General features: G+C 60.4%; 17 protein-coding genes and 1 tRNA gene. 9 read left to right on the plus strand and 9 right to left on the minus strand.

Annotated features, from left to right (window positions below):
- Position 1 precedes the first annotated feature (1 nt).
- From PSH69_RS18950 to PSH69_RS18960, 3 genes are all read left to right on the plus strand, one after another.
- Positions 2 to 1048, plus strand: a complete 1047-nt coding sequence (locus tag PSH69_RS18950) for an ABC transporter substrate-binding protein (RefSeq protein WP_305409425.1) — start codon at positions 2 to 4, stop codon at positions 1046 to 1048.
- Between the two features lie 177 nt (positions 1049 to 1225).
- On the plus strand, positions 1226 to 2353 hold the full coding sequence (gene zapE / locus PSH69_RS18955) for a cell division protein ZapE (protein ID WP_305409426.1): 1128 nt from the start codon (positions 1226 to 1228) through the stop codon (positions 2351 to 2353).
- A gap of 81 nt (positions 2354 to 2434) precedes the next feature.
- Complete coding sequence (locus tag PSH69_RS18960) at positions 2435 to 3739, plus strand: leucine-rich repeat-containing protein kinase family protein (RefSeq protein ID WP_305409427.1); 1305 nt, start codon at positions 2435 to 2437, stop codon at positions 3737 to 3739.
- 68 nt (positions 3740 to 3807) lie between these two features.
- Here the strand turns inward: PSH69_RS18960 and PSH69_RS18965 are convergent, their stop codons facing one another.
- The gene (locus PSH69_RS18965) at positions 3808 to 4512 is read right to left on the minus strand and encodes a YebC/PmpR family DNA-binding transcriptional regulator (protein WP_007940960.1); all 705 of its coding nucleotides are present in this window, start codon (positions 4510 to 4512) and stop codon (positions 3808 to 3810) included.
- Positions 4513 to 4741: 229 nt separating this feature from the next.
- Here PSH69_RS18965 and PSH69_RS18970 point away from each other — a divergent pair, with 229 nt between their 5' ends.
- Positions 4742 to 6166, plus strand: a complete 1425-nt coding sequence (locus PSH69_RS18970; RefSeq protein ID WP_305409428.1) for a type VI secretion system Vgr family protein — start codon at positions 4742 to 4744, stop codon at positions 6164 to 6166.
- 102 nt (positions 6167 to 6268) lie between these two features.
- On the opposite strand, the gene PSH69_RS18975 is transcribed toward PSH69_RS18970, so the two are convergent.
- Entirely contained in the window at positions 6269 to 7132 is an 864-nt protein-coding gene (locus tag PSH69_RS18975) for a LysR substrate-binding domain-containing protein (RefSeq protein WP_305409429.1), read from the minus strand.
- A gap of 113 nt (positions 7133 to 7245) precedes the next feature.
- On the opposite strand from PSH69_RS18975, the gene PSH69_RS18980 reads away from it, so the two are divergent.
- The 3 genes from PSH69_RS18980 (at position 7246) to PSH69_RS18990 (ending at position 9954) form a co-directional block, all read left to right on the plus strand.
- Positions 7246 to 8355 carry a 2-aminoethylphosphonate--pyruvate transaminase gene (locus PSH69_RS18980; protein WP_305409430.1) on the plus strand — a complete coding sequence of 370 codons (1110 nt, stop codon included), beginning with the start codon at positions 7246 to 7248 and terminating at the stop codon, positions 8353 to 8355.
- A 31-nt stretch (positions 8356 to 8386) separates the two neighbouring features.
- The gene (phnX, locus tag PSH69_RS18985; RefSeq protein WP_305409431.1) at positions 8387 to 9214 is read left to right on the plus strand and encodes a phosphonoacetaldehyde hydrolase; all 828 of its coding nucleotides are present in this window, start codon (positions 8387 to 8389) and stop codon (positions 9212 to 9214) included.
- Between the two features lie 191 nt (positions 9215 to 9405).
- Positions 9406 to 9954, plus strand: coding sequence for a cytochrome b (locus PSH69_RS18990; RefSeq protein ID WP_019580015.1), 549 nt, complete (start codon positions 9406 to 9408; stop codon positions 9952 to 9954).
- Here the strand turns inward: PSH69_RS18990 and PSH69_RS18995 are convergent.
- The gene (locus tag PSH69_RS18995) at positions 9951 to 10883 is read right to left on the minus strand and encodes a 1-aminocyclopropane-1-carboxylate deaminase/D-cysteine desulfhydrase (protein ID WP_305409432.1); all 933 of its coding nucleotides are present in this window, start codon (positions 10881 to 10883) and stop codon (positions 9951 to 9953) included. The two genes, PSH69_RS18990 and PSH69_RS18995, sit on opposite strands and share 4 nt — an antisense overlap.
- Before the next feature lie 202 nt (positions 10884 to 11085).
- Complete coding sequence (locus tag PSH69_RS19000) at positions 11086 to 13125, minus strand: FAD-dependent oxidoreductase (RefSeq protein WP_305409433.1); 2040 nt, start codon at positions 13123 to 13125, stop codon at positions 11086 to 11088.
- A 208-nt stretch (positions 13126 to 13333) separates the two neighbouring features.
- On the opposite strand from PSH69_RS19000, the gene PSH69_RS19005 reads away from it, so the two are divergent.
- Positions 13334 to 14464, plus strand: coding sequence for a carbon-nitrogen hydrolase family protein (locus PSH69_RS19005; RefSeq protein WP_305409434.1), 1131 nt, complete (start codon positions 13334 to 13336; stop codon positions 14462 to 14464).
- Positions 14465 to 14467: 3 nt separating this feature from the next.
- Positions 14468 to 15553 (plus strand): AraC family transcriptional regulator, encoded by a 1086-nt coding sequence (locus PSH69_RS19010; RefSeq protein WP_305409435.1) that lies wholly within the window; start codon positions 14468 to 14470, stop codon positions 15551 to 15553.
- A gap of 291 nt (positions 15554 to 15844) precedes the next feature.
- Here the strand turns inward: PSH69_RS19010 and PSH69_RS19015 are convergent, their stop codons facing one another.
- From PSH69_RS19015 to lon, 5 genes are all read right to left on the minus strand, one after another.
- Positions 15845 to 16696: a DUF2242 domain-containing protein gene (locus PSH69_RS19015; protein WP_305409436.1), complete on the minus strand. Its 852-nt coding sequence runs from the start codon at positions 16694 to 16696 to the stop codon at positions 15845 to 15847.
- 278 nt (positions 16697 to 16974) lie between these two features.
- Positions 16975 to 18846: a SurA N-terminal domain-containing protein gene (locus PSH69_RS19020; protein WP_305409437.1), complete on the minus strand. Its 1872-nt coding sequence runs from the start codon at positions 18844 to 18846 to the stop codon at positions 16975 to 16977.
- Positions 18847 to 18948: 102 nt separating this feature from the next.
- Positions 18949 to 19025: transfer RNA gene (locus PSH69_RS19025), tRNA-Asp, on the minus strand.
- A gap of 53 nt (positions 19026 to 19078) precedes the next feature.
- Positions 19079 to 19351, minus strand: a complete 273-nt coding sequence (locus PSH69_RS19030) for an HU family DNA-binding protein (RefSeq protein WP_002552737.1) — start codon at positions 19349 to 19351, stop codon at positions 19079 to 19081.
- Between the two features lie 150 nt (positions 19352 to 19501).
- Entirely contained in the window at positions 19502 to 21898 is a 2397-nt protein-coding gene (gene lon, locus PSH69_RS19035) for an endopeptidase La (protein WP_007940400.1), read from the minus strand.
- Positions 21899 to 21967 lie beyond the last annotated feature (69 nt).

The raw sequence follows: 21967 nt of genomic DNA on the forward strand, positions 1-21967 counted from the left end.
AATGAATAACCTCAAACGCACTGCACTGCTCGGTTTGTCCTGCCTGAGCGCCCTGCTCACGGTCACCCAGGCCCAGGCCGAGCCGACGCTTTATCTGGGCATGAACGGCGGGACCATGGAGCGGCTCTACGCCGACAAGGTGCTGCCGGCTTTCGAGAAAGCCAATAACGTCAAAGTGGTGATCGTGCCGGGAACCTCGGCCGATATTCTGGCCAAGGTCCAGGCCAGCAAAGGCAACCCGCAATTGCACGTGATGTTCCTCGACGACGGCATCATGTACCGCGCCATCGCCATGGGCTTGTGCGACAAACTCGAAGACAGCCCGACCCTGGCGCAGATTCCGCCCAAGGGCCGCATCAAGGATCAAGCGGTGGCGGTCAGCCTCGGCGTTACCGGGTTGGCGTACAACACGCGGCTGTTCAAGGAAAAAGGCTGGAACGCGCCGACCTCCTGGATGGACATGGCCGACCCGCGGTTCAAGGACAAACTGGTGTTCCAGTCGATGGCCTCCTCGACCTTCGGCCTGCACGGTTTCCTGATGTTCAACCGGATTCAGGGCGGCAGCGAGACCAACGTCGAACCGGGGTTCAAGGCCTGGCCGAACACCGTCGGGCGCAACGTGCTGGAGTACATTCCGAGCTCGGCGAAAATCTCCGAAATGCTCCAGACCGACGAAGCGGCGCTGTTCCCGCTGACCCCGACCCAGGTCACCGCGCTGAAACTCAAGGGCATGCCGGTGGAATATGCGCAGCCGAAGGAAGGCTCGGTGGTGCTCAACGTGGCCGAATGCGCCATCGCCAACAACACCCAGCCGGAATTGGCGCAGAAGCTCGCAGCCTTCTTGCTGACACCTGACGCGCAGGCTGCGGCACTTGAAGACGGCGATCAGATTCCGTCGAACCCGAATACGCCAACCACCGACAAGACCCGCGGTCAGGTCGAGGCGATGAAGCGCTATCTGGAGACAGCGATTGCCATCGATTGGGATCAGGTCAACGAACAGCGCCCGGCGTGGAATGACCGGTGGAATCGCAGTATCGAGCGCTAACCTCGAAGATCAGGTGAGAGGGCTTTTGTGGCACGGGAGCTTGCCTGTGGCGAGGGAGCTTGCTCCCTCGCCACAAAAGCTTCGTCGGCAGCAGTGGAAGGGAAATTACCCACTTGGTTAAACTACGCCGCCGCGGCTCAGGGGGAGCCGGCCTGAAGATTACGGGATGACATCACAGTGGCCGTACGACCGCCCAACCGTCCGCAACTCACACCACGCTGGTCCGCGCTACGCCGTTTTTTCGGCAAGGCATTCGCGGCGTCAACCAGTGGCAGCGCGCAAGGCCGGGTGATCCACGACTACTTCCGCCACAAGGCCCATGTTCAGGGCTACACCCTCAGCCACAGCCAGTTGCGCGTGATCGACTGCATGGCGCAGCACGCGTCGGCGCTGCCGGGGTCATCGACGCCACTCCCCGGACTTTACCTCCATGGTGCGGTCGGGCGCGGCAAGAGCTGGCTGCTCGACGGTTTTTTCCAGGCCATCCCCGTCACGGCAAAACAGCGCCTGCACTTCCATGAGTTTTTTGCGCAGTTGCACCAGGGCATGTTCAGCCATCGCGATCAGCCCGATGCGCTGGCAACCACCCTCGACGAACTGCTGCAAGACTGCCGGGTGCTGTGTTTCGATGAATTCCACGTGCATGACATCGGCGATGCGATGCTCATCACCCGGCTGTTCAAGGCGCTGTTTCGCCGGGGGATTCTGCTGCTGGTGACCTCAAACTACCCGCCGGAAGGTTTACTGCCCAACCCGCTCTACCACGCTCGTTTCAAACCGGTGATCGACCTGATCAACACGCGCATGCAGGTGATGGAAGTCGGCGGCCCCCATGATTACCGCAGTCAGGCGCGAACCCATGCGCAGCAGCTGTTTACCCAGGGTCAGTACGTCTGGCCGGCCACGGTGACCCAGCGTCAGGCGCTGCACCTGCTCGAACACGACGCACCACCCATTCGGCTGCCCGTCGGGACACGGCACCTTCATGCCCGATACTGCGAAGGGCGAACCATCGGCTTCACCTTCGCCGACCTGTGCGAACACCCCACCGCCGTCATGGACTACCTGGAACTGTGCCGGCGCTTCGACCGCTGGATCATCGACAAACTGCCCAGCCTCGCCGACTGTTCAATCGCCGCCCAGCAACGCTTCATTAACCTGATCGACGTCTTGTACGACCAGGACAAACACCTGATTCTGCTCAGCCACCAGTCATTGCGCGAATGCCTGGATGGCGATGCCATCGACCTGGCGCGCACGCGCAGCCGGCTGGGGCAGTTGCTGGAGGTCAGGGAACTCGCCTGACAGCCACCACCACTTTCCCGCTATCATGTCGCCCATTTCCAGGCCCCCGCGCCTTCCTTCAGATCAATAGCGAACCTGCCTATGCACACCCTCGCACAACTGCGCGCCGGCCAATTGTCGGGTATCACCCGCCTGGACCTGGTCTGTGGCCTGACCGAATTCCCCCGGGAAATCTTCGACCTGGCGGACTCGCTGGAAGTGCTCAACCTCAGCGGCAACGCCTTGCGCAGCCTGCCGGACGATCTGCACCGCCTGACCCGTTTGCGCGTGCTGTTCTGCTCGGACAATCAGTTCACCGAACTGCCCGCCTGCCTCGGCCAGTGTACGGCCCTGACGATGATCGGTTTCAAGGCCAACGCCATCGAACACGTGCCGGCCGCCGCCCTGCCGCCGCTGTTGCGCTGGCTGATCCTGACCGACAACCGCATCACGGATCTGCCAACCGAACTGGGCGAGTGCCCGCACCTGCAAAAACTCATGCTCGCCGGCAACCGGCTACAGCGCTTGCCCGAGAGCCTGAGCCAGTGTCATCGACTTGAGCTGATCCGCATTGCCGCCAATCAGCTCACCGAGCTTCCCGAATGGCTACTGACCCTTTCGAGCTTGACCTGGCTGGCCTACGCCGGTAACCCATTGGAAACCGAAGCCGATGCGGCGGCACTTGAAGCCACGACGAGCATTCCCTGGTCCGAGCTGAGCCTGGAGCAGAAACTCGGCGAAGGCGCGTCGGGAGTCATTCATCAGGCGTTGTGGGAGCAGACCAAACAGGTCGCGGTAAAACTCTACAAGGGCGAAATGACCAGCGACGGCTCGCCGTTGCACGAAATGAACGCCTGTATCACTGCCGGTATCCACCCGAACCTGATCCGGGTCGAAGGGCGGATCGTCGGGCATCCGCAGGCGCAAGCCGGGCTGGTGATGCAACTGATCGACCCGAGCTACCGTAACCTGGCCAGCTTGCCGAGCCTGGCGTCCTGCTCCCGCGACGTCTACGCCGACGACACCCGATTCAGCGCCGACGTGGCAATGCGTATCGCCAGTGGCATCGCCTCGGTGGCCGAACACTTGCACCACCAAGGCATTACCCACGGCGACCTCTATGGCCACAACATTCTGTGGAACGAGCATGGCGATTGCCTGCTGGGGGACTTTGGCGCGGCATCTTTCCATGCCACCTTGGACAGCCTTGAAAGCCGCGCGCTGCAACGGATCGAGGTACGGGCGTTCGGGATTTTGCTGGGAGAATTGCTGGAGCGGATCGACTCGGGGTTGAGCGCTGAACAGCGGGTCGCGTTAGAGGATTTACAGCAGCGCTGCTGTCAGCCGGATGTGTTGGCGCGGCCGGGGTTCAGTGAGGTGGTGCGGGAGATGGCCGCGTTCAACTAGCGGCAAATATAGAACCTGTGGCGAGGGAGCTCCCTCACCACAGGTTAAATCACAACGGTCAGAACCGCTTAACCCGCCAACCCGACAAACATGTCTTGCACGTCATCGTGGTTATCGAGGCCTTCGAGGAACGCTTCGACTTCTGCCATCTGCTCGTCGCTCAGACCGCTCACCGGGTTCTTCGGCTGATAACCCAACTTGGCCGACAACACGGTGAAGCCTTGCTCCGGCAGCGCTTTCTGTACCGCATCCAGGTCCGCAGGGTCGGTCAGGAACAGCGTCGCGCCGTCTTCGCCCGGCTCGAAATCCTGGGCGCCGGCTTCGATCGCGGCCATTTCCGGATCGGCGTCAGGGCTGTCCGGGGACGCCTCGATCATGCCGACGTGGTTGAAGTCCCAGGCCACCGAACCGGAAGCGCCCAACTGGCCCTTGCGGAACGCGACGCGGATTTCAGCGACGGTGCGGTTGATGTTGTCAGTCACGCATTCAACGATCAGCGGCACCTGATGCGGTGCGAACCCTTCATACGTCACGCGATGGTATTGCACGGTTTCGCCGAGCTGGCCGGAGCCTTTCTTGATCGCGCGTTCCAGGGTTTCGCGAGGCATCGAGGCTTTTTTCGCCTGTTCGACCACCAGACGCAGGTGTGCGTTGGTGGCGGTATCGGCACCGTTGCGCGCAGCAATGGTGATTTCCTTCACCAGTTTGCCGAAGATCTTGCCCTTGGCGTTGGCTGCCGCTTCTTTGTGTTTAACCTTCCACTGTGCGCCCATTACTCACTCTCTTGATCTGTGGCGCCGAGACATCTATTGGCCGACGCGTAGCGCAAGTTTATACGGCCTAAAGATGCCAATCGACCAAAAATTCCAAGATATTCAGCCCTGACGGGTCGACATCTTTACCAATGTTTGTAGGGCGATTCTGAAAAGTCGATTTGCGGTGACGCTTCAGGGCTGTGGTTTCGTACCCTCTGCGCCCATTCCCATCGCAGAAGCGCGCTCGATGCACAACGACAAGGAAAGCCCCTACACCCTGACACTCCTCGAAGGCGGCCTGAGTTTGCAGGTGTTGCAGTTCAATGGCCGCGAGGGCCTCAACCAGCCCTATCGATTCGACATCGAGGTGATCGGCCTCGCACCGGCGATGAACCTGGATCGGTTGCTGCAACAACCGGCGTTCCTGAGGCTGTCGGCTGATCAGGGCATTCACGGCGTAATCCACAGCGTCAGCCGCGAACATCGCGGCCCGTATCGAGTCGGCTACTCACTGGTGCTGGTGCCCCATCTGCAACGACTTCAGTTGCACAGCTCGCGTCGGGTATTTCATCGTCTCAGCGTGCCGGCGATCATGCGTCAGTTGCTGGAAAAGCATCAGCTGCCCGAGCATAGCTATCGCTTCGACCTGACCTGCGGCCACTACCCGCTGCGGCCCTTTTGCATTCAGTACGATGAGAGCGATCTGGCCTTCATGCAGCGGCTGTGTGAAGAAGAAGGCATCCACTTCCACTTCGAACATCAGCGCGACGGGCACGTGCTGGTCCTGGCCGATGACAGCCTGAGTTTCCCGCAGGAACCGCTGCTGATGCCGTTCCATGCCGACGTGTTCAACGACCCGCTTTTGCCGGCGATCAGCGAACTGTTCCAGCGCCATGACCCGGCCCCCGCCCCGGCACAATGGGATGCCAGAAACCGCGGCGCACACGTGATTGGCGACGGCGCGGCCAACCACCCGCTCGCCGGAATGGGCCCGGTTACGGCAAGACCTGCGCCCGAACAGCTTCATCGCGAACAACTGGGCCGCCGCTTACTGGAACGCCTGCGTTGCCAGCACCGGCAGATCCACGGCCAAAGCACCCTGAACGAGTTGCGCAGTGGACGAATCGTACAAGTGGCGCAGCACCCGCTCTCAAGCTTCAACGATCAGTGGCTACTCACCGACATCCAGCACCAGGGGCTGCAGCCGTCGATTCTCGCCGAGGACGAACCCGGCATTGCCCGGCGCTACAGCAATCGTTTCACCGCCATTCCCTGGTCAACGGTATTCAGGCCGGCGCTCAAACAGGTCAGGCCGAGCATCCCGGGCTATCAGACCGCCCGGGTGCTGGGCCCCGTCGGGCAACCGGCGGCACTCGATGAGCAAGGCCGAATACAGGTCTGCTTGTGGCCGAAACCGGGGTTCGAGGCGGATGAGGCCGTTGGACTCTGGCTACCGGTCGCCCTCGCAGCACCGGACGGTCGGATCGATCCGTCCAGGCTGCCCATGGCCGGCACCGAAGTGTTGGTCAGTTTTCTCGACAGCGACCCGGACCGGCCGGTGTTGTGTGCCGGCATGGGCCACCTCCAGCCTTCCCGGCCCGCTCCCGAGCCACGCCGCGATGCGCATCTGCTGCTCGACTGGCTGATCAATCGCTCGGACCCCATGCCGTGATTTTACCGGGCCGCTCCCACAGGAATTTATGCTGGCCGCCAACCTTGTGTACGACGCAAAACCTGTGGGAGCGTGGCTTGCCCGCGATAGCCGCGCCGCGCTCTACCCGACGGGCGCCAACCCAAAAAACGCCTGTATCAAGCGCAAATCCCGCCGCCGTTCCATACAACCGATCATGTGCCGATTGACCAGCCCCTCGCCAATGATCGGCACCGCCGCCACCCGCGGGTCGTGGCTGACTTCCACCGACGACACCACGCCCACGCCCAGCTCGGCGGCCACCGCCTCGGTCACGGCCTCGCGACTGTCCAGTTCCAGCAACACCCGAGGACTGACCCCGGCTTGAACGCACGCCTCGTCGAACGTGCGTCGGGTAATCGAACTCGGCTCGCGCAACACCATGATCACCTGGTCCAGCGCCTTGAGCGGCAGCCCTTTCGACTTCTGCGCCCACAGATGACCAGCAGGCACCAACGCGCAAATCCTCGACTCGCTCAACCCTTGCAGATGCAACCCTTTGCGCGGCTCGACTTCGGTCAGCACCGCCACATCGACATGCTCGGACAGCAACGCCGCAAGGGTTTCCTGGGCATTGCCCAACCGTAAATTCACGCTGATCCCCGGATAACGCGCGCGCAGGCTGGCGAGCATCGGCATGACCAAGTGCGGGCCGTCCGCCGCCACTTCCAGGCGCCCGGTGAGTAGCTGCCGGTTGGCCTCCAGCATCGCCTGCGCTTCTTCGGCCAGGCCGAACATTGCCCGGGTGATCGCCGCGAGCCTGGTGCCCTCTTCCGTCAGCTCGACGCGCCGCGCGGTGCGGCGCAGCAAGGTGATCTGGTAGTGCTCCTCCAGCGCCTTGATGTGTCCGGTGACCGCCGGTTGGCTGATGAACAGGCGCGCTGCGGCACGGGTGAAACTGCCCTCGCGGGCCACGGCATCGAAGGCACGCAGCTGGAACAGATTCATGAATAACTCTCACTGATGGCTAGCATAACAACAAACAATTTGATTGATAGCACGCCGAATTGCAATTTACGCCCCGTAGTTTCATCCCACTGAGCTTTTGCAAGGACACAAGAATGCGTACTGCCGAGCCCATCCTGCTCACCCCCGGCCCATTGACCACATCGCAACGTACCCGTCAGGCGATGATGGTCGACTGGGGTTCATGGGATGGTCGCTTCAACCAATTGACCGCCAGCCTGTGCGAGCAATTGCTGGCGATCATCAACGGCGGCGACAGCCATTACTGCGTGCCCCTGCAAGGCAGCGGCACGTTCGCGGTGGAAGCGGCGATCGGCACGCTGGTGCCCCGGGACGGCAAAGTCCTGGTGCTGATCAACGGCGCCTATGGCAAACGCCTGGCGAAGATCTGCGAAGTGCTCGGCCGCTCGTTCAACACCTTCGAAACCGCCGAAGACGAACCGACCACCGCCGTCGACGTCGACCGCTTGCTGCGGGCCGACGCCAGCATCACCCATGTCGCCTTGATTCACTGCGAAACCAGCACCGGCATCCTCAACCCGCTGGCAGAAATCGCCCACGTCATCGAGCAGCACGGCAAACGCCTGATCATCGACGCCATGAGCTCGTTTGGCGCCCTGCCGATCGATGCGCAACAGGTGCCTTTCGACGCCCTGATCGCCGCCTCGGGTAAATGCCTGGAGGGCGTGCCGGGGATGGGCTTCGTCTTCGCTCGCAAAGAAGCGCTGGCGAACGCCGCCGGCAACTCGCACTCGCTGGCGATGGACTTGTTCGATCAGCACAGCTACATGGCCAAGACCGGTCAATGGCGTTTCACCCCGCCGACCCACGTGGTCGCGGCGCTGCACGAAGCCTTGCTGCAATACCACGAAGAAGGTGGCTTGCCCGCCCGGTATCAGCGCTACGCCAACAACTGCCAGGTGTTGCTCGATGACATGGCCAAACTGGGCCTGCGCAGCTTCCTGCCCACCGCGATCCAGGCGCCGATCATCGTCACCTTCCACGCGCCGAAAGACCCGCGCTACCAGTTCAAGGAATTCTACGAACGGGTCAAGGCCAAGGGTTTCATCCTCTACCCCGGCAAACTGACCCAGGTCGAAACCTTCCGCGTCGGCTGCATCGGCCACGTCAACCAGGCCGAAATGCACGCAGCGGTGGCGGCCGTGGCCGAGGTGCTGCGCGAGATGGAAGTGTCAGAGATTTGATCCACATTCCCCAAGACAGGATTTGATCACCATGAACTACAGCAACCCAACCAACCTGCAAGCCGCCATCCTCGATTGGGCCGGCACCGTGGTCGACTTCGGCTCTTTCGCCCCCACGCAGATTTTCGTCGAAGCCTTCGCCGAGTTCGACGTCCAGGTTTCCATCGAAGAAGCCCGTGGGCCGATGGGCATGGGCAAGTGGGACCACATCCGCACCCTGTGCGATCAGCCACCAGTTGCCGAGCGTTATCGCCAGGTGTTCGGCCGCACGCCGACCGACGATGACGTCACCGCCATCTACCAACGCTTCATGCCGCTGCAGATCGAAAAAATCGCCGAACACTCGGCACTGATTCCGGGCGCCCTGGACACCATCGCCAACCTGCGTCAGCAAGGGATCAAGATCGGCTCCTGCTCCGGCTACCCGAAACAAGTCATGGACAAAGTGGTGGAACTGGCCGCCACCAACGGCTACGTCGCCGATCACGTGGTCGCCACCGACGAAGTGCCCAACGGTCGCCCATGGCCCGCTCAGGCCCTGGCCAATGTGATTGCGCTGGGCATCGACGACGTCGCGGCCTGCGTGAAGATCGACGACACGGTGCCGGGCATTCTCGAAGGTCGCCGTGCCGGCATGTGGACCGTGGCGTTGATCTGCTCCGGTAACGCGCTGGGTCTGGACTACGAAGGTTATCGCGCGCTAAGCAGCGACAAACTGGCCAGCGAACGCCAGCGCATTCATGCCCTGTTCGAAGGCTCGCGACCGCACTACATGATCGACACCATCAGCGACTTGCCCGAGGTGATCGCCGACATCAACAAGCGTCTGGCCAATGGCGAAATGCCGCAAACCAACTGATTGCACCTCTCGCCTCATAAAAAAGCGCCAGTTCCTTGGATGGAGCTGGCGCCTTTGTGTGGTCGATCACTTGATTTAGAGCATTGAACGGCCCATTTGCCTCGGGCAAATCCTGCGAAACAGGATTACAGTTAGTGCACGCCGTCGAACAAGAACGGTGACTTCAGACCAGAATTGTGAGGAAACACCGTATGCCCTGGAAGAATTCCGAATCACGCTACAGCACCGTATCGATCGCGCTGCACTGGTTGATGCTGGTTCTGTTAATACTGGTCTACGCCTGTATCGAATTTCGCGGGATCTTTCCCAAAGGCAGTGGCGGCCGAACGCTGATCAAGGAAGCGCACTTCATGCTCGGCCTGACCGTGTTCGTGCTGGTCTGGTTGCGGCTGTTCGCCCGTAGCCTGGGGCCGGCACCGCAGATATTCCCCGCCTCCCCTCGCTGGCAAACCGTGGTTGCCAGGCTGATGCATTGGGCACTGTATATTTTCATGATCACCGTGCCGGTTCTGGGTTGGCTGATTACCAGCGCCGAGGGGCATCGGGTGATGTTCTATGGCGTCGACTTGCCATTGCTGATCGAAGAAAACAAACCGCTGGCCAAGCAGTTCCAAGGCTGGCATGAGCTCGGCGCCACCATCGGTTATTGGCTGATCGGGTTGCACGCGGTGGCCGGGATTTACCACCACTATGTGGTGCGCGATAACACCTTGCTGCGGATGATGCCCAAACGCGGTTAATCGCGACCGCTTTGCTCGAAACCCCGGCGGCCCTGCAAGCCGCCGGTGTGGATGAAGATCAGGCGCGTGCCTTGGGGAAATTTACCAGCTTCGACCTGTTGCTTGAGAGCCATGAGCGCTTTGCCGGTGTACAGCGGCTCGAAAAGAATGCCGCTGGCCTGTTCGGCCTGCTCGATGAATACAAGCAGCTGCGGATCGACTTTGGCAAAACCGCCACGGCTGGCGTCCAGTAGTTCATACAAGGGATCGACCCAACCGGCTTCCTGCCCAATCATCTCGACCTGCTGTGCCACGCCATGATCATCGGGCACCGCCAGCGCGCCATACACCGGGTGTTCACCCGCCTCGGCCAGCACCAGACCGGCCAGGGTCGTGCCCGTTCCGCAGGCCAGCCACCAGCCGTCGTAATGGCTCCAGCCCAGACCACTCAGTTGCTCGCGGGCCTGCGCCACCAGCTGCATGCAGCCCTTCGCCCCACGCAAGCCGCCACCACCTTCCGGCATCGGTTGCAGCTCGGGATACTGCGCCAGCCACGGCTGCCAGAAACCCGACTCATGCCGCGCTCGATAGCCGCCATAACCCAGCCAGTGCAACTGCATGCCGAACGCCTGCAAGTCCTTTACTGTCGGGGTGTCTTGCGGATGCCCGCGCAGCAAACCGACCGTGGTGAAACCGAAGCGCTTGCCCGCGGCGGCCAATGCGTGGAGATGGTTGGAGTGAGCACCGCCCAGGCTGATGATGCCTTGGGCGCCGTTCTGGTCGGCGGCCTTCAGGTGTTCGATGAGTTTGAACCACTTGTTGCCGCTGATCAGCGGGTCGATCTGGTCCAGACGCAGGATGGCGACGTCGATGCCGGCGGTGGTGAGCCAGTCGAGGCGAAGGAGTTTGAGGGGGGCTTGGGGGAGCCAGTCGGCAGGAGGAAAAAGCATTGATGCGTTACGTTCTGACGAAAAACAGGAGTCTATCAGCCAGCACGATCCCTGTAGCAGCTGCCGAAGGCTGCGTTCGGCTGCGAAGCAGTCGTCAATCCTGACACCTCGGTTTACCTGGAATACCGCGATGGCTGATTTTGCGACTGCTGCGCAGCCGAACGCAGGCTGCGCCAGCTACTACAAGGGATAGCTGCGAACGTTAGAGTTCAGCCGCCAACCGCGAACCCTGGTTGATCGCACGCTTGGCATCCAGCTCCGCCGCCACGTCCGCGCCGCCGATCAAGTGCACGTTCTGCCCGGCCGCAACCAGACCGTCGTGCAACTCACGCAATGGATCCTGCCCGGCGCAGATCACGATGTTGTCCACCGGCAGCACCTGCGGTTCGCCACATTCGCCGATGCGGATGTGCAGGCCTTCGTCGTCGATCTTCAGGTACTCGACGCTATTGAGCATTTGCACCTTTTTGTTCTTCAGACCGGTGCGGTGAATCCAGCCAGTGGTCTTGCCCAGGCCATCGCCGACCTTGGAGGTCTTGCGTTGCAGCAGGAACACTTCACGAGCCGGCGCATGCGGCGCAGCCTTGATGCCCGCGACACCGCCACGCGCTTCAAGGTGCGTATCGATGCCCCACTCCTTCCAGAACGCTTCGCGGTCCTGACTGGTGGCCACGCCTTCGTGCACGAGGAACTCCGACACGTCGAAACCGATACCGCCAGCGCCGATTACCGCGACGCGTTTGCCCACCGGTTTACGCTCGAGGATCACGTCCAGGTAGCTCAGCACCTTGGCGTGCTCGACACCCGGGATCGCCGGCACCCGTGGCGCGATGCCGGTGGCGAGGATGATTTCGTCGTAACCGCCCTCGACCAGTTGCGCCACGTCCACACGGGTGTTCAGGCACAGCTCGACGTTGCTGGTCTGCAACTTGCGATTGAAGTAGCGCAGGGTTTCGAAGAACTCTTCCTTGCCCGGCACACGCTTGGCGATGTTGAACTGGCCGCCGATTTCACTGGCAGAATCGAACAGCGTCACCTGATGACCGCGTTCGGCGGCCACGGTGGCGGCGGACAGCCCCGCAGGACCGGCGCCAACCACGGCGATGTTCTTGATCTGCTGCACCGGCAGGTAATTGAGTTCGGTTTCATGGCAGGCCCGCGGGTTCACCAGGCAACTGGTCAACTTGCCGCCGAACGTGTGATCCAGGCAAGCCTGGTTGCAACCGATGCAGGTATTGATTTCATCGCCACGGCCGGCCGCCGCCTTGTTGACGAAGTCCGGGTCGGCGAGGAACGGCCGCGCCATCGACACCATGTCGGCATCGCCTTCGGCCAGGATCTGCTCGGCGACTTCAGGGGTGTTGATGCGGTTGGTGGTGATCAGCGGAATGCTCACCGAACCACGCAGTTTCGCCGTGACCTTGCTGAACGCTGCACGCGGCACTTTGGTGGCAATGGTCGGAATCCGCGCTTCGTGCCAGCCGATGCCGGTGTTGATGATGGTCGCGCCCGCCTGCTCGATGGCCTTGGCCAATTGCACGATTTCTTCCCAGGTGCTGCCGCCTTCCACCAGGTCGAGCATCGACAGGCGGAAGATAATGATGAAGTTCGGGCCGACCGCTTCGCGCACCCGACGGACGATTTCCACTGGCAGGCGCATGCGGTTTTCGTAGGCGCCGCCCCAGCGGTCAGTGCGATGGTTGGTGTGCGCCGCGAGGAACTGGTTAATGAAATAGCCTTCGGAACCCATGATCTCGACGCCGTCGTACTCGGCTTTTTGCGCCAGGGTCGAGCAGGTAACGAAATCGCTGATCTGCTTCTCGATGCCTTCCTCGTCCAGCTCTTTAGGCTTGAACGGGTTGATCGGCGCCTGGATCGCGCTCGGCGCCACCTGTTTCGGGCTGTAGGCATAACGCCCGGCATGCAGGATCTGCATGCAGATCTTTCCGCCCGCCTCGTGCACCGCGCGGGTGACGATCCGGTGTTTGAGCGCTTCTTCCTCGGTGGTCAGCTTGGCCGCGCCCGAGTAAACCCCACCCTCATCGTTCGGGCCAATACCGCCGGTGACCATCAAGCCTACGCCGCCACGGGCACGTTCGGCGAAGTACGCGGCCATGCGCTCGAAACCGCCGGGCTTTTCCTCGAGGCCCGTGTGCATCGAACCCATCAGGGTACGGTTGCGCAACGTGGTAAAACCCAGGTCCAGCGGGGCCAACAGGTGCGGGTAATGAGCGGCGGCCATCGGTAACTCCACAACGAGCGATCACGGAAAATTTGCAGGAGCTCTTCGGCTCCCGTCGGTCATGTTCGACAGACTAAGAGTCGCACCGCTGTCACTCAATGACCGTAACTGACAACTTATTGATCCAAATGCGCAGCGCCCCTTGGCAAGCGCAGGCATGGGCCCTACCCTAGTCGCGAACCCTGCACACGGCCGCTGACTGTTTTCCATGCGCAAACTTCTGTACCTGACCCTCTCCATGGCGTTGATCGCCGTTCTGACGACCTACGCGATGTGGGCCGCGGACCGTCCGGTGGGTCATTACCTGTCGGACCTGCGCATCAATCTCGCGGTCGATCAGGGCACACCCGCCGATCGTGGCAATCTGCTGGGCATCCAGCCCGAACTGTTCCCCACCGACTATCAAAGCCCTGAACGCCTGCACCGCAAGCTCGCGGCCTATTTGCAGAAGGCCCAGGACCAGGGCCTGCTGAATGAAAAAACCATCGTCGTACTGCCTGAACATGTCGGCACCTGGCTGATGGTCAGCGGCGAGAAAGACGAGCTGTACCAGGCCACCACTCTCAAGGAAGCCATGAACTGGCTGGCGGCGAGCAACCCGCTGCAGTTCATCCGCGCCCTGATCAGCGCCGAAGGCAGCAACCGTCTCGACGACGCGCACTTGCGGATGAAAGCCAAACGCATGGCCAAGGATTACCAGGCGCTGTTCGGTGGCCTGGCGAAAGAATTCCACGTGACCCTGGTGGCCGGTTCCATCGTGCTGCCCGAGCCGAGCGTCAGCGACGGCACCCTGCACATCGGCCACGGTGCGCTGTACAACAGCAGCGTGGTGTTCGGTCGCGACGGTCTGCCAATCGGCCAGCCCCAGCGACAAGTGCACCCGACGTTCGCTGGACGTGGCACGCTCCAAGGCAACTCCGATCATCCGGTCAACGTCGTCGACACCCCGGCCGGACGCCTCGGCGTGCTGATCGGCAGCGATAGCTGGTACCCCGATAACTACCGCAAACTCGACGACCAAGGCGCGCAACTGGTGGCAGTCCCGGCGTTCGTCGTCGGGCGTGGATCCTGGGATCAACCATGGCGTGGCTATAAAGGCCTGCCCGAGCCGGGCTCTGTCAGCCTCAAGGCCGGCGAACTCAGCGAAGGTCAGGCCTGGCAGCGGCTGACGCTGATCGCCCAACCACCGGCCAGTCAGAGCATCGCCGGCATGAGCGTGTTCCTGCGCGGTCAGTTCTGGGACAAGAGCAGCGCCGGTCAAAGCTTCCTCAGCAGCAACGGGCAGCATTTCGCCGACGGCGATGCCCGCGGCGCGCAATTGCTGAACCTCTGGTTGTAAGCGATGAAACCGCAGCCGATGCGCCTCGGGGATCTGTCGGTGGGCTTCGTCCATAGCCTGGCCGACGCCGTGCGCAGCCATGGCCTGGACCCACAACCGTTGCTGGAACAGTACGGCCTAGACGCCGCGAGACTGGCCGAAGCCGGCGCCCGCCTGTCGATCCCGCGCTACATGCGCCTGGGCCACGGCGCTATTCAACTGACCGACGACCCGGCGCTGGGTTTGCGCATGGGCCAGCTCAGTCGCCTGAGCCAGGTTGGCCTCGCCGGCGTCACCGCCGCCCAGGCTCCCACCGTGCGCGAAGCGGCGCGCTGCCTGATTCGTTTCGAAGCGCTGTACGGCTCCAACTATCGCGGCCAGTCGAGCTTTCACGAAGACGCCCAAGGCGCCTGGCTGCGGTTCTATTCGATCAGCCCCTACAACGCCTACAACCGCTTCGTGGTGGATTCGATCATCGCTGGCTGGTTGCAGCAATTGTCCAGCGTGAGCCCTGCCCCACTGCGCGCCGAACGAATCGAGATCGAATTTGACGCACCGGATTACCGTGAGGCCTATGCCGTACTCGGCGACTGTCCGATTCAGTTTGGCGCCGAACAGAATCAACTGCGCCTGAGCCTGGACAGCCTCGCCCAACGCAACCCGGAGCACTGCCCGAGCACCTGGCGGCACCTGCTGCAACTGTGTGAACGGGAACTTGAGCAACTGACACGCACCCGCAGCCTGCGTGAACGCATCACTCAGTTGCTGGGCCCGTTGCTCAATGGTGGCCGGGAACCCGACCTGGAAGAAGTGGCGGCACGCCTGAAGCTGCCAACCTGGACCTTGCGCCGCAAACTCGCCGAGGAAGGCACGCAATTTCGTGCAATTCTCAACGATACACGCCGTGACCTGGCCATGACCTACATCCGCGACACTGAACTGGCGTTCGGCGAAATCGCTTATCTTCTGGGGTTTGCCTCAGCCGAAGCCTTTCAGCGCGCCTTCAAACGCTGGAATGGCCAGACGCCTGGCGAGTTTCGCCGTAGTCAGCGTAATTACAGCTCGGTAGCGTCTTCGGCCGGTTCCAGCGGGTCCAGTTCAAAGGCCTGATACTCGAGCAGTTCTTCTTGATAATCGTCCATTATTAAACCCCCATCGTTTGTTGAAAGAATCGCTTGAATAAATGACTAACGCCTTGAGCATAAAGTGCCCGCATGAAAGAAAAATGACGCGGACACGACACTGCGTCGCTACTGAATAAAACGTAGCAGGTGGTCAGGAATTTATCACTGGATTTTTCGATACGGGCTGTAGGAATACAGCCCGACTTGATGTGGATCAGTCTTGAAAGACGTTACGGGAGCGGTATCGTCTGACCCGCCCCCATAACAAGCAAGCCCATTACTGGCCGGAGACAGGTATCGCCGAAATCGGCTCGGTCGGCGGCGGCAGCGTGCTCGAGTCCGCGACTGGAGTGACCGTTTCCGTGGACGACGTCGGCTCGGTGCTCTTGGCCGGAGTAATCGGCGCTGTTTCAGCAGGCGGCACAACGGGCTCCGAAGTGGCAGGCGCGGCGGCAGGTGCAGGCTCGGCTGCCGGCGCTGGTGCAGGCGCAGGTTCTGCCGCCGGTGCCGGGGTTGGCGCCAACTGAGCCGGCGCAGCCTTGGCTTCAGGCATCCCCAGTTCGGTTTTCGGCTTCTCGATAATGTGCGCGGCCTTCTTCGCTTCCGGCGGCAGGAACAGTTCGACCAGGGTAAAGAAACGCTCGTAGAACTTGGCCGAGGACACCGTTTCACTGGCGACCTTGACCATCGAATCATCGGACGAGCCGATCGGCATCGATACCGAGCCCAATACGCCGACGCCGAGGCTGGCGGAGTTATTGGTCTTTTTCAGCGCATATCGGTCCTGCAGGGCGTTGGCGAACATGGTCGCATGGTGCCCCTCGCTGCCGTCATCGGCACAAACCACGTTGAAGCTGATCTCCATATGGGTTTCGCCGGTCTGCTGGAAGCTCTTATGCCCACTGACCAGTTTCGGATCGCTGCTGGTGATGATGTAACCCTGGCTAAGCAAGGCCCGACGGGCGGCTTCGCAGGTTTGCGCATCGGTCACCGGGTAGCTGCGCGAAAACGTTCCCGAGTCGTCGAAGTTCTCATGCTCATAGATGGCGGCCTTCTTCGACGAACAACCGGCAGCGGCGGCCAGCACCAAGGCCAGCCCTACAACACGCATGGGAATTGATTTAAACATTGAACATCCTGAGGAAAACGGTTCGAGGCGTATTGTGCAACAGATCGATGCTTAGCGGAGCAACGATTGTCTAAAACGGCTACAGATTCATTGACCATCATCTCGGGAGAAAGTCCCGCCGGAGCAAAAATCAAAAGATCGCAGCCTGCGGCAGCGCCTAAAGATGACCGCGATCCACTGAAAGCGCTAGCGCAGGCTGCGATCTTTTCGTTTCCCCCATAAAAAAACCCCAACCTTTCGGCTGGGGTCCTTTGTGTCGCGCAACACTCAGTCAGGCATCAGAAACGCTTGATCTCAGCTTCACGCTCCAGCAGCTTGCGGTAGGCCGCGAAGTCTTGCTGGCCAATGCGCGAGGCGAGGAAGCGACGGTATTGAGCCTTCTCTTCTTCGGTCGGCGCAGCGCCTTCATTCACGCCGTTCAGACGCACGACCACCAGGCTACCATCGGCCAGGGTCACGTTGCTGAAGGTCGGCTTGTCCTTGGAGACTGGCTTGGGCATGCGGAACAACGCTTGCAGCACGGTTGGGTCGACCCCTTCCTGAGCGCGAGTCGCGGTTGCAGTGACTTTCCAGTTCTGACCATCGATCGCCTTGTCCAGTGCGGTCTTGCCATCACGCAAGCTGGCGATCAGTTGATCGGCCTTGGTCTTGGCGGCGGCACTGGCGTGCTCCTTGGTCAATTGCACGCGGATGCTGGCAGCCACGCTTTCCAGCGGCAGTTGCTCAGGCTTGCGGTGCTCCTTGGCGCGCAGCACGATCACGGTTTCCGGATCCAGCTCGATGGCGGTGCTGTTGGCACCCTCATCCAGCACTTCAGGACTGAATGCAGCGGTCACCACGGCACGATTGGCTGCAACGCCTTCGCCACCTTCACGGCCGAATGGCGCGGACGTGTGAACGGTCAGCTTCAGGTCTTGTGCCGGCTGGGCCAGATCAGAGGACTCGAACGAGGAATCTTCCAATTGCTTGGTCGCTTCGACGAAACGCTGCTCGACTTGCTGGGTTTTCAACTCGCGGGTCAGCTTGTCTTTCAGGCTGGCGAACGTTGGCACTTCAGGCGCTTCGACACCCAACAGCTTGATCAGGTGGAAACCGAAGTCAGTGCGAACCGGCTCCGAGACCTGATCCTTGGCCAACGAATACAGGGCTTTTTCAAACGCTGGATCGTAGACGCCAGGACCTGCAAAACCGAGGTCACCGCCGTTGTTCGCCGAACCTGGATCCTGGGAGAACTCCTTGGCCAGGGCCTCGAAACTCTCGCCTTTGGCCAGGCGCGCCTGAACTTCTTCGATCTTGGCCTTGGCTTGCGCCTCGGTCACCTTGTCGTTCACTTCGATCAGAATGTGCGCAGCCCGGCGTTGCTCGGACAGGTTCGCGGTTTCTTTCTGATACGCCGCTTGCAAGTCTTCGTCCTTGACGCTGACCTGATCGAAGAAGGATGCCTTCTTCAATTCAAGGTAATCGATGACCACCTGATCCGGCGTCATGAACTCCTTGGCATGTTCGTCGTAGTAGGCCTTGACCTCATCGTCGGTCAGCGTCACTGCCGCCGGGTCTGCCTTGATGTTCAGGGTGGCGAAATCGCGGGTCTGTTTTTCCAGACGAGCGAAGGCCAGAACCTGTGCATCGGTGACGAAACCGCTGCCGGCCAGGCCAGCGCGCAGCTGACCGATCAGCATTTCCTGAGCCAGCATCTGACGGAATTGCAGACGGCTGTAGCCCAGTTGACGGATCACCTGGTCGAAACGCTCGGGGCTGAACTTGCCGTCCACCTGGAATTCAGGCGTTTGCAGGATCACCTGATCCAAAGCGGCTTCGGAGAAAGCGAATTTCGATTTTTCTGCGCCTTGCAGCAGCAGTTTGCGATCGATCAAGCCTTTGAGGGCCGATTCGCGCAGCATTTTTTCGTCGAGCAAGGAAGCATCGAAATCCTTGCCCAGCTGTTGCATGAGCTGACGGCGTTGCATATCGACCGCCTGGCTCAGCTCGTTCTGGCTGATTTCTTCGCCGTTGACCTTGGCCGCGTCATTTTTGTGCGTCGTGGCCTTGAAAATAGCGTCGAAACCGGTCAAAGCCATCAGTGCAACGATGACCCCGATAATGGTCTTGGCAATCCAGCCTTGTGAATTGTCCCTGATATTCTGCAGCATGCGTCCCCCAGAAACGGTTGAACTTCAAAATTAGGCAACCGTGGAGCGTGGGTAGAATCCGGATAGAAGAAAGGCGCATCCGAGGATGCGCCTTCTCGTAACTGGCGGAGCGGACGGGACTCGAACCCGCGACCCCCGGCGTGACAGGCCGGTATTCTAACCGACTGAACTACCGCTCCGCTGCCAAGTCAGGAATGACCCCGACCCGGATAGGCAAAAACCTGAATCGAACTTAGTTGACAGCTTCTTTCAGTGCTTTACCGGCTTTGAAACCTGGCTTTTTGGCTGCTGCGATTTCCAGCGTCTTACCGGTCTGTGGGTTACGACCGATGCGAGCTGGACGATCAGTCACGGAGAAAGTACCGAAACCAACCAGAACAACAGAATCACCAGCCTTGAGAGCGCCAGTGACGGATTCGATTACAGCGTCCAGCGCACGGCCAGCAGCAGCTTTCGGGATATCAGCGGATGCAGCGATAGCATCAATCAGTTCCGACTTGTTCACTCTAAGTCCCCTTATATCTATTTGAGTTTGATTCTAAGTTTTTTGGTGAAAGCAAAAAAACGAGTGCTGAATGGCCTACAGACACTTAAGAGCCGCTTTATAACAAGGGCTCTAAAAAACTGTCAAGGAAGCCCCCCAGGCAAATGCGTACTAATGCGTGCTAATTCTTTCCTTAGAGTCAGACTCGCGTTTGTCATCCTTTGCAACGATCTCCGGAACCACATCCGGTAAGGGTTCCGGCGCGTATTGCAGCGCAATTTGCAGGACCTCGTCAATCCATTTAACGGGTTTAATCTGTAGATCTTGTTTGATGTTGTCAGGAATTTCCTTCAGATCGCGTACGTTCTCTTCAGGAATGATCACCGTCTTGATTCCACCACGGTGAGCAGCCAGCAGTTTTTCCTTCAAGCCACCGATCGCCAGCACCTGACCACGCAAGGTGATTTCGCCGGTCATGGCGACGTCCGCTCTTACAGGAATGCCAGTCAATGCCGACACCAGGGCCGTGCACATGCCTACACCAGCGCTAGGGCCGTCTTTCGGGGTCGCCCCTTCAGGCATGTGGATATGCGTGTCGCGCTTCTCGTGGAAGTCCAGGGGAATCCCCAGGCTCTTCGCACGGCTGCGGACAACGGTCAGGGCTGCGGTGATCGATTCGACCATCACGTCACCCAGAGAACCGGTCTTGATCAATTGGCCTTTACCCGGCACGACTGCGGCTTCGATGGTCAGCAATTCGCCGCCCACCTGGGTCCACGCCAGGCCGGTGACCTGACCGATCTGATCCTGCTGCTCAGCCAGGCCGTAACGGAATTTACGCACGCCCAGGAAGTGTTCCAGCATCTCGGCAGTCACCTTCACCGAGAAGCGTTTTTCCAGAGCATGCTCTTTGACCGCCTTGCGGCAAACCTTGGCAATCTGGCGCTCCAGCCCACGTACACCGGCTTCGCGGGTGTAGTAGCGGATGATGTCGCGGATCGCTTCGGCGTCGAATTCCAGCTCGCCTTTCTTCAGTCCGTTGGCAGCAATCTGCTTGGGCGAAAGGTATTTGACGGCGATGTTGATCTTCTCGTCTTCGGTGTAACCCGGCAGACGAATCACTTCCATCCGGTCCAGCAGCGCCGGTGGAATATTCATCGAGTTGGAGGTGCACAGGAACATCACATCGGACAGGTCGTAGTCGACTTCCAGATAGTGATCGTTGAAGTTGTGGTTTTGCTCGGGGTCGAGCACTTCCAGCAACGCCGACGCCGGATCGCCACGCATGTCGCTGCCCATTTTGTCGATTTCATCGAGCAGGAACAGCGGGTTACGGACGCCCACCTTTGTCATCTTTTGAATCAATCTTCCCGGCATCGAACCGATATAAGTCCGGCGATGACCACGAATTTCCGCCTCATCGCGCACGCCGCCGAGGGCCATGCGGACGAATTTGCGGTTGGTGGCATGCGCAATCGACTCCGCCAGAGAGGTTTTACCCACCCCTGGAGGACCGACCAGGCACAATACCGGGCCGCGAATCTTCTTCACGCGCTTCTGCACGGCGAGGTATTCGAGGATCCGCTCTTTGACTTCTTCCAGACCGTAGTGGTCGGCGTCGAGAATGTCTTCGGCACGGGCCAGGTCCAGGCGCACTTTGCTCTGGGCTTTCCATGGCACTTGAACCAGCCAGTCGATGTACGAACGCACCACGGTCGCTTCCGCGGACATTGGCGACATTTGCTTCAGCTTGTTCAGTTCGGCCTGAGCCTTGGCCAACGCATCTTTCGGCAGACCGGCGGCATCGATGCGCTTTTTCAGCTCTTCGATTTCGTTGTGGCCTTCGTCGCTGTCGCCCAGCTCTTTCTGAATGGCCTTCATCTGCTCATTCAGGTAGTACTCGCGCTGGCTGCGCTCCATTTGCTTCTTAACGCGGCCGCGAATGCGTTTTTCGACTTGCAGCAGATCGATCTCGGCATCCAGCAACGCCAGAACGTGTTCGACCCGGGCCGACAAATCGATGATTTCGAGGATTTCCTGCTTCTGCTCGATCTTCAGGGCCATATGCGCGGCCATGGTGTCGACCAGGCGACCCGGCTCGTCGATGCTGTTGAGCGACGACAGGACTTCAGCGGGGACTTTCTTGCCCAGCTGCACATATTGTTCGAACTGAGCCAGCAGGCTGCGGACAAACACTTCCGATTCGCGCTCAGGCGCTTCGGTTTCGTCGATCAGCGAGACTTCGGCACGGCAGTGGCCGTCGACTTCGCTGAAGCGCTCCACGGCGCCCCGCTGCTCGCCTTCGACAAGAACCTTGACGGTGCCGTCAGGCAGCTTGAGCAGCTGCAGAACGGTAGCAATGGTGCCTACGCGATAAAGTGCTTCTTCACCGGGATCGTCGTCAGCAGGATTCCGCTGAGCCAGCAGAAGGATCTGCTTGTCGCCCGTCATCGCTGCCTCGAGAGCTTCGATGGATTTCTCGCGCCCCACGAACAGCGGGATAACCATGTGCGGATAAACCACGACATCACGCAATGGCAGGAGAGGCAATTCGATGGTCGTCTTCATGATTTCGCCTCTACGGCGGCCATAAGGCCGTAAACAGATGGAAGTAAGCTTGAAACCAAGATGGGGGCT

This window comes from Pseudomonas sp. FP1740, assembly GCF_030687165.1.
Classification (GTDB): Bacteria; Pseudomonadota; Gammaproteobacteria; order Pseudomonadales; family Pseudomonadaceae; genus Aquipseudomonas.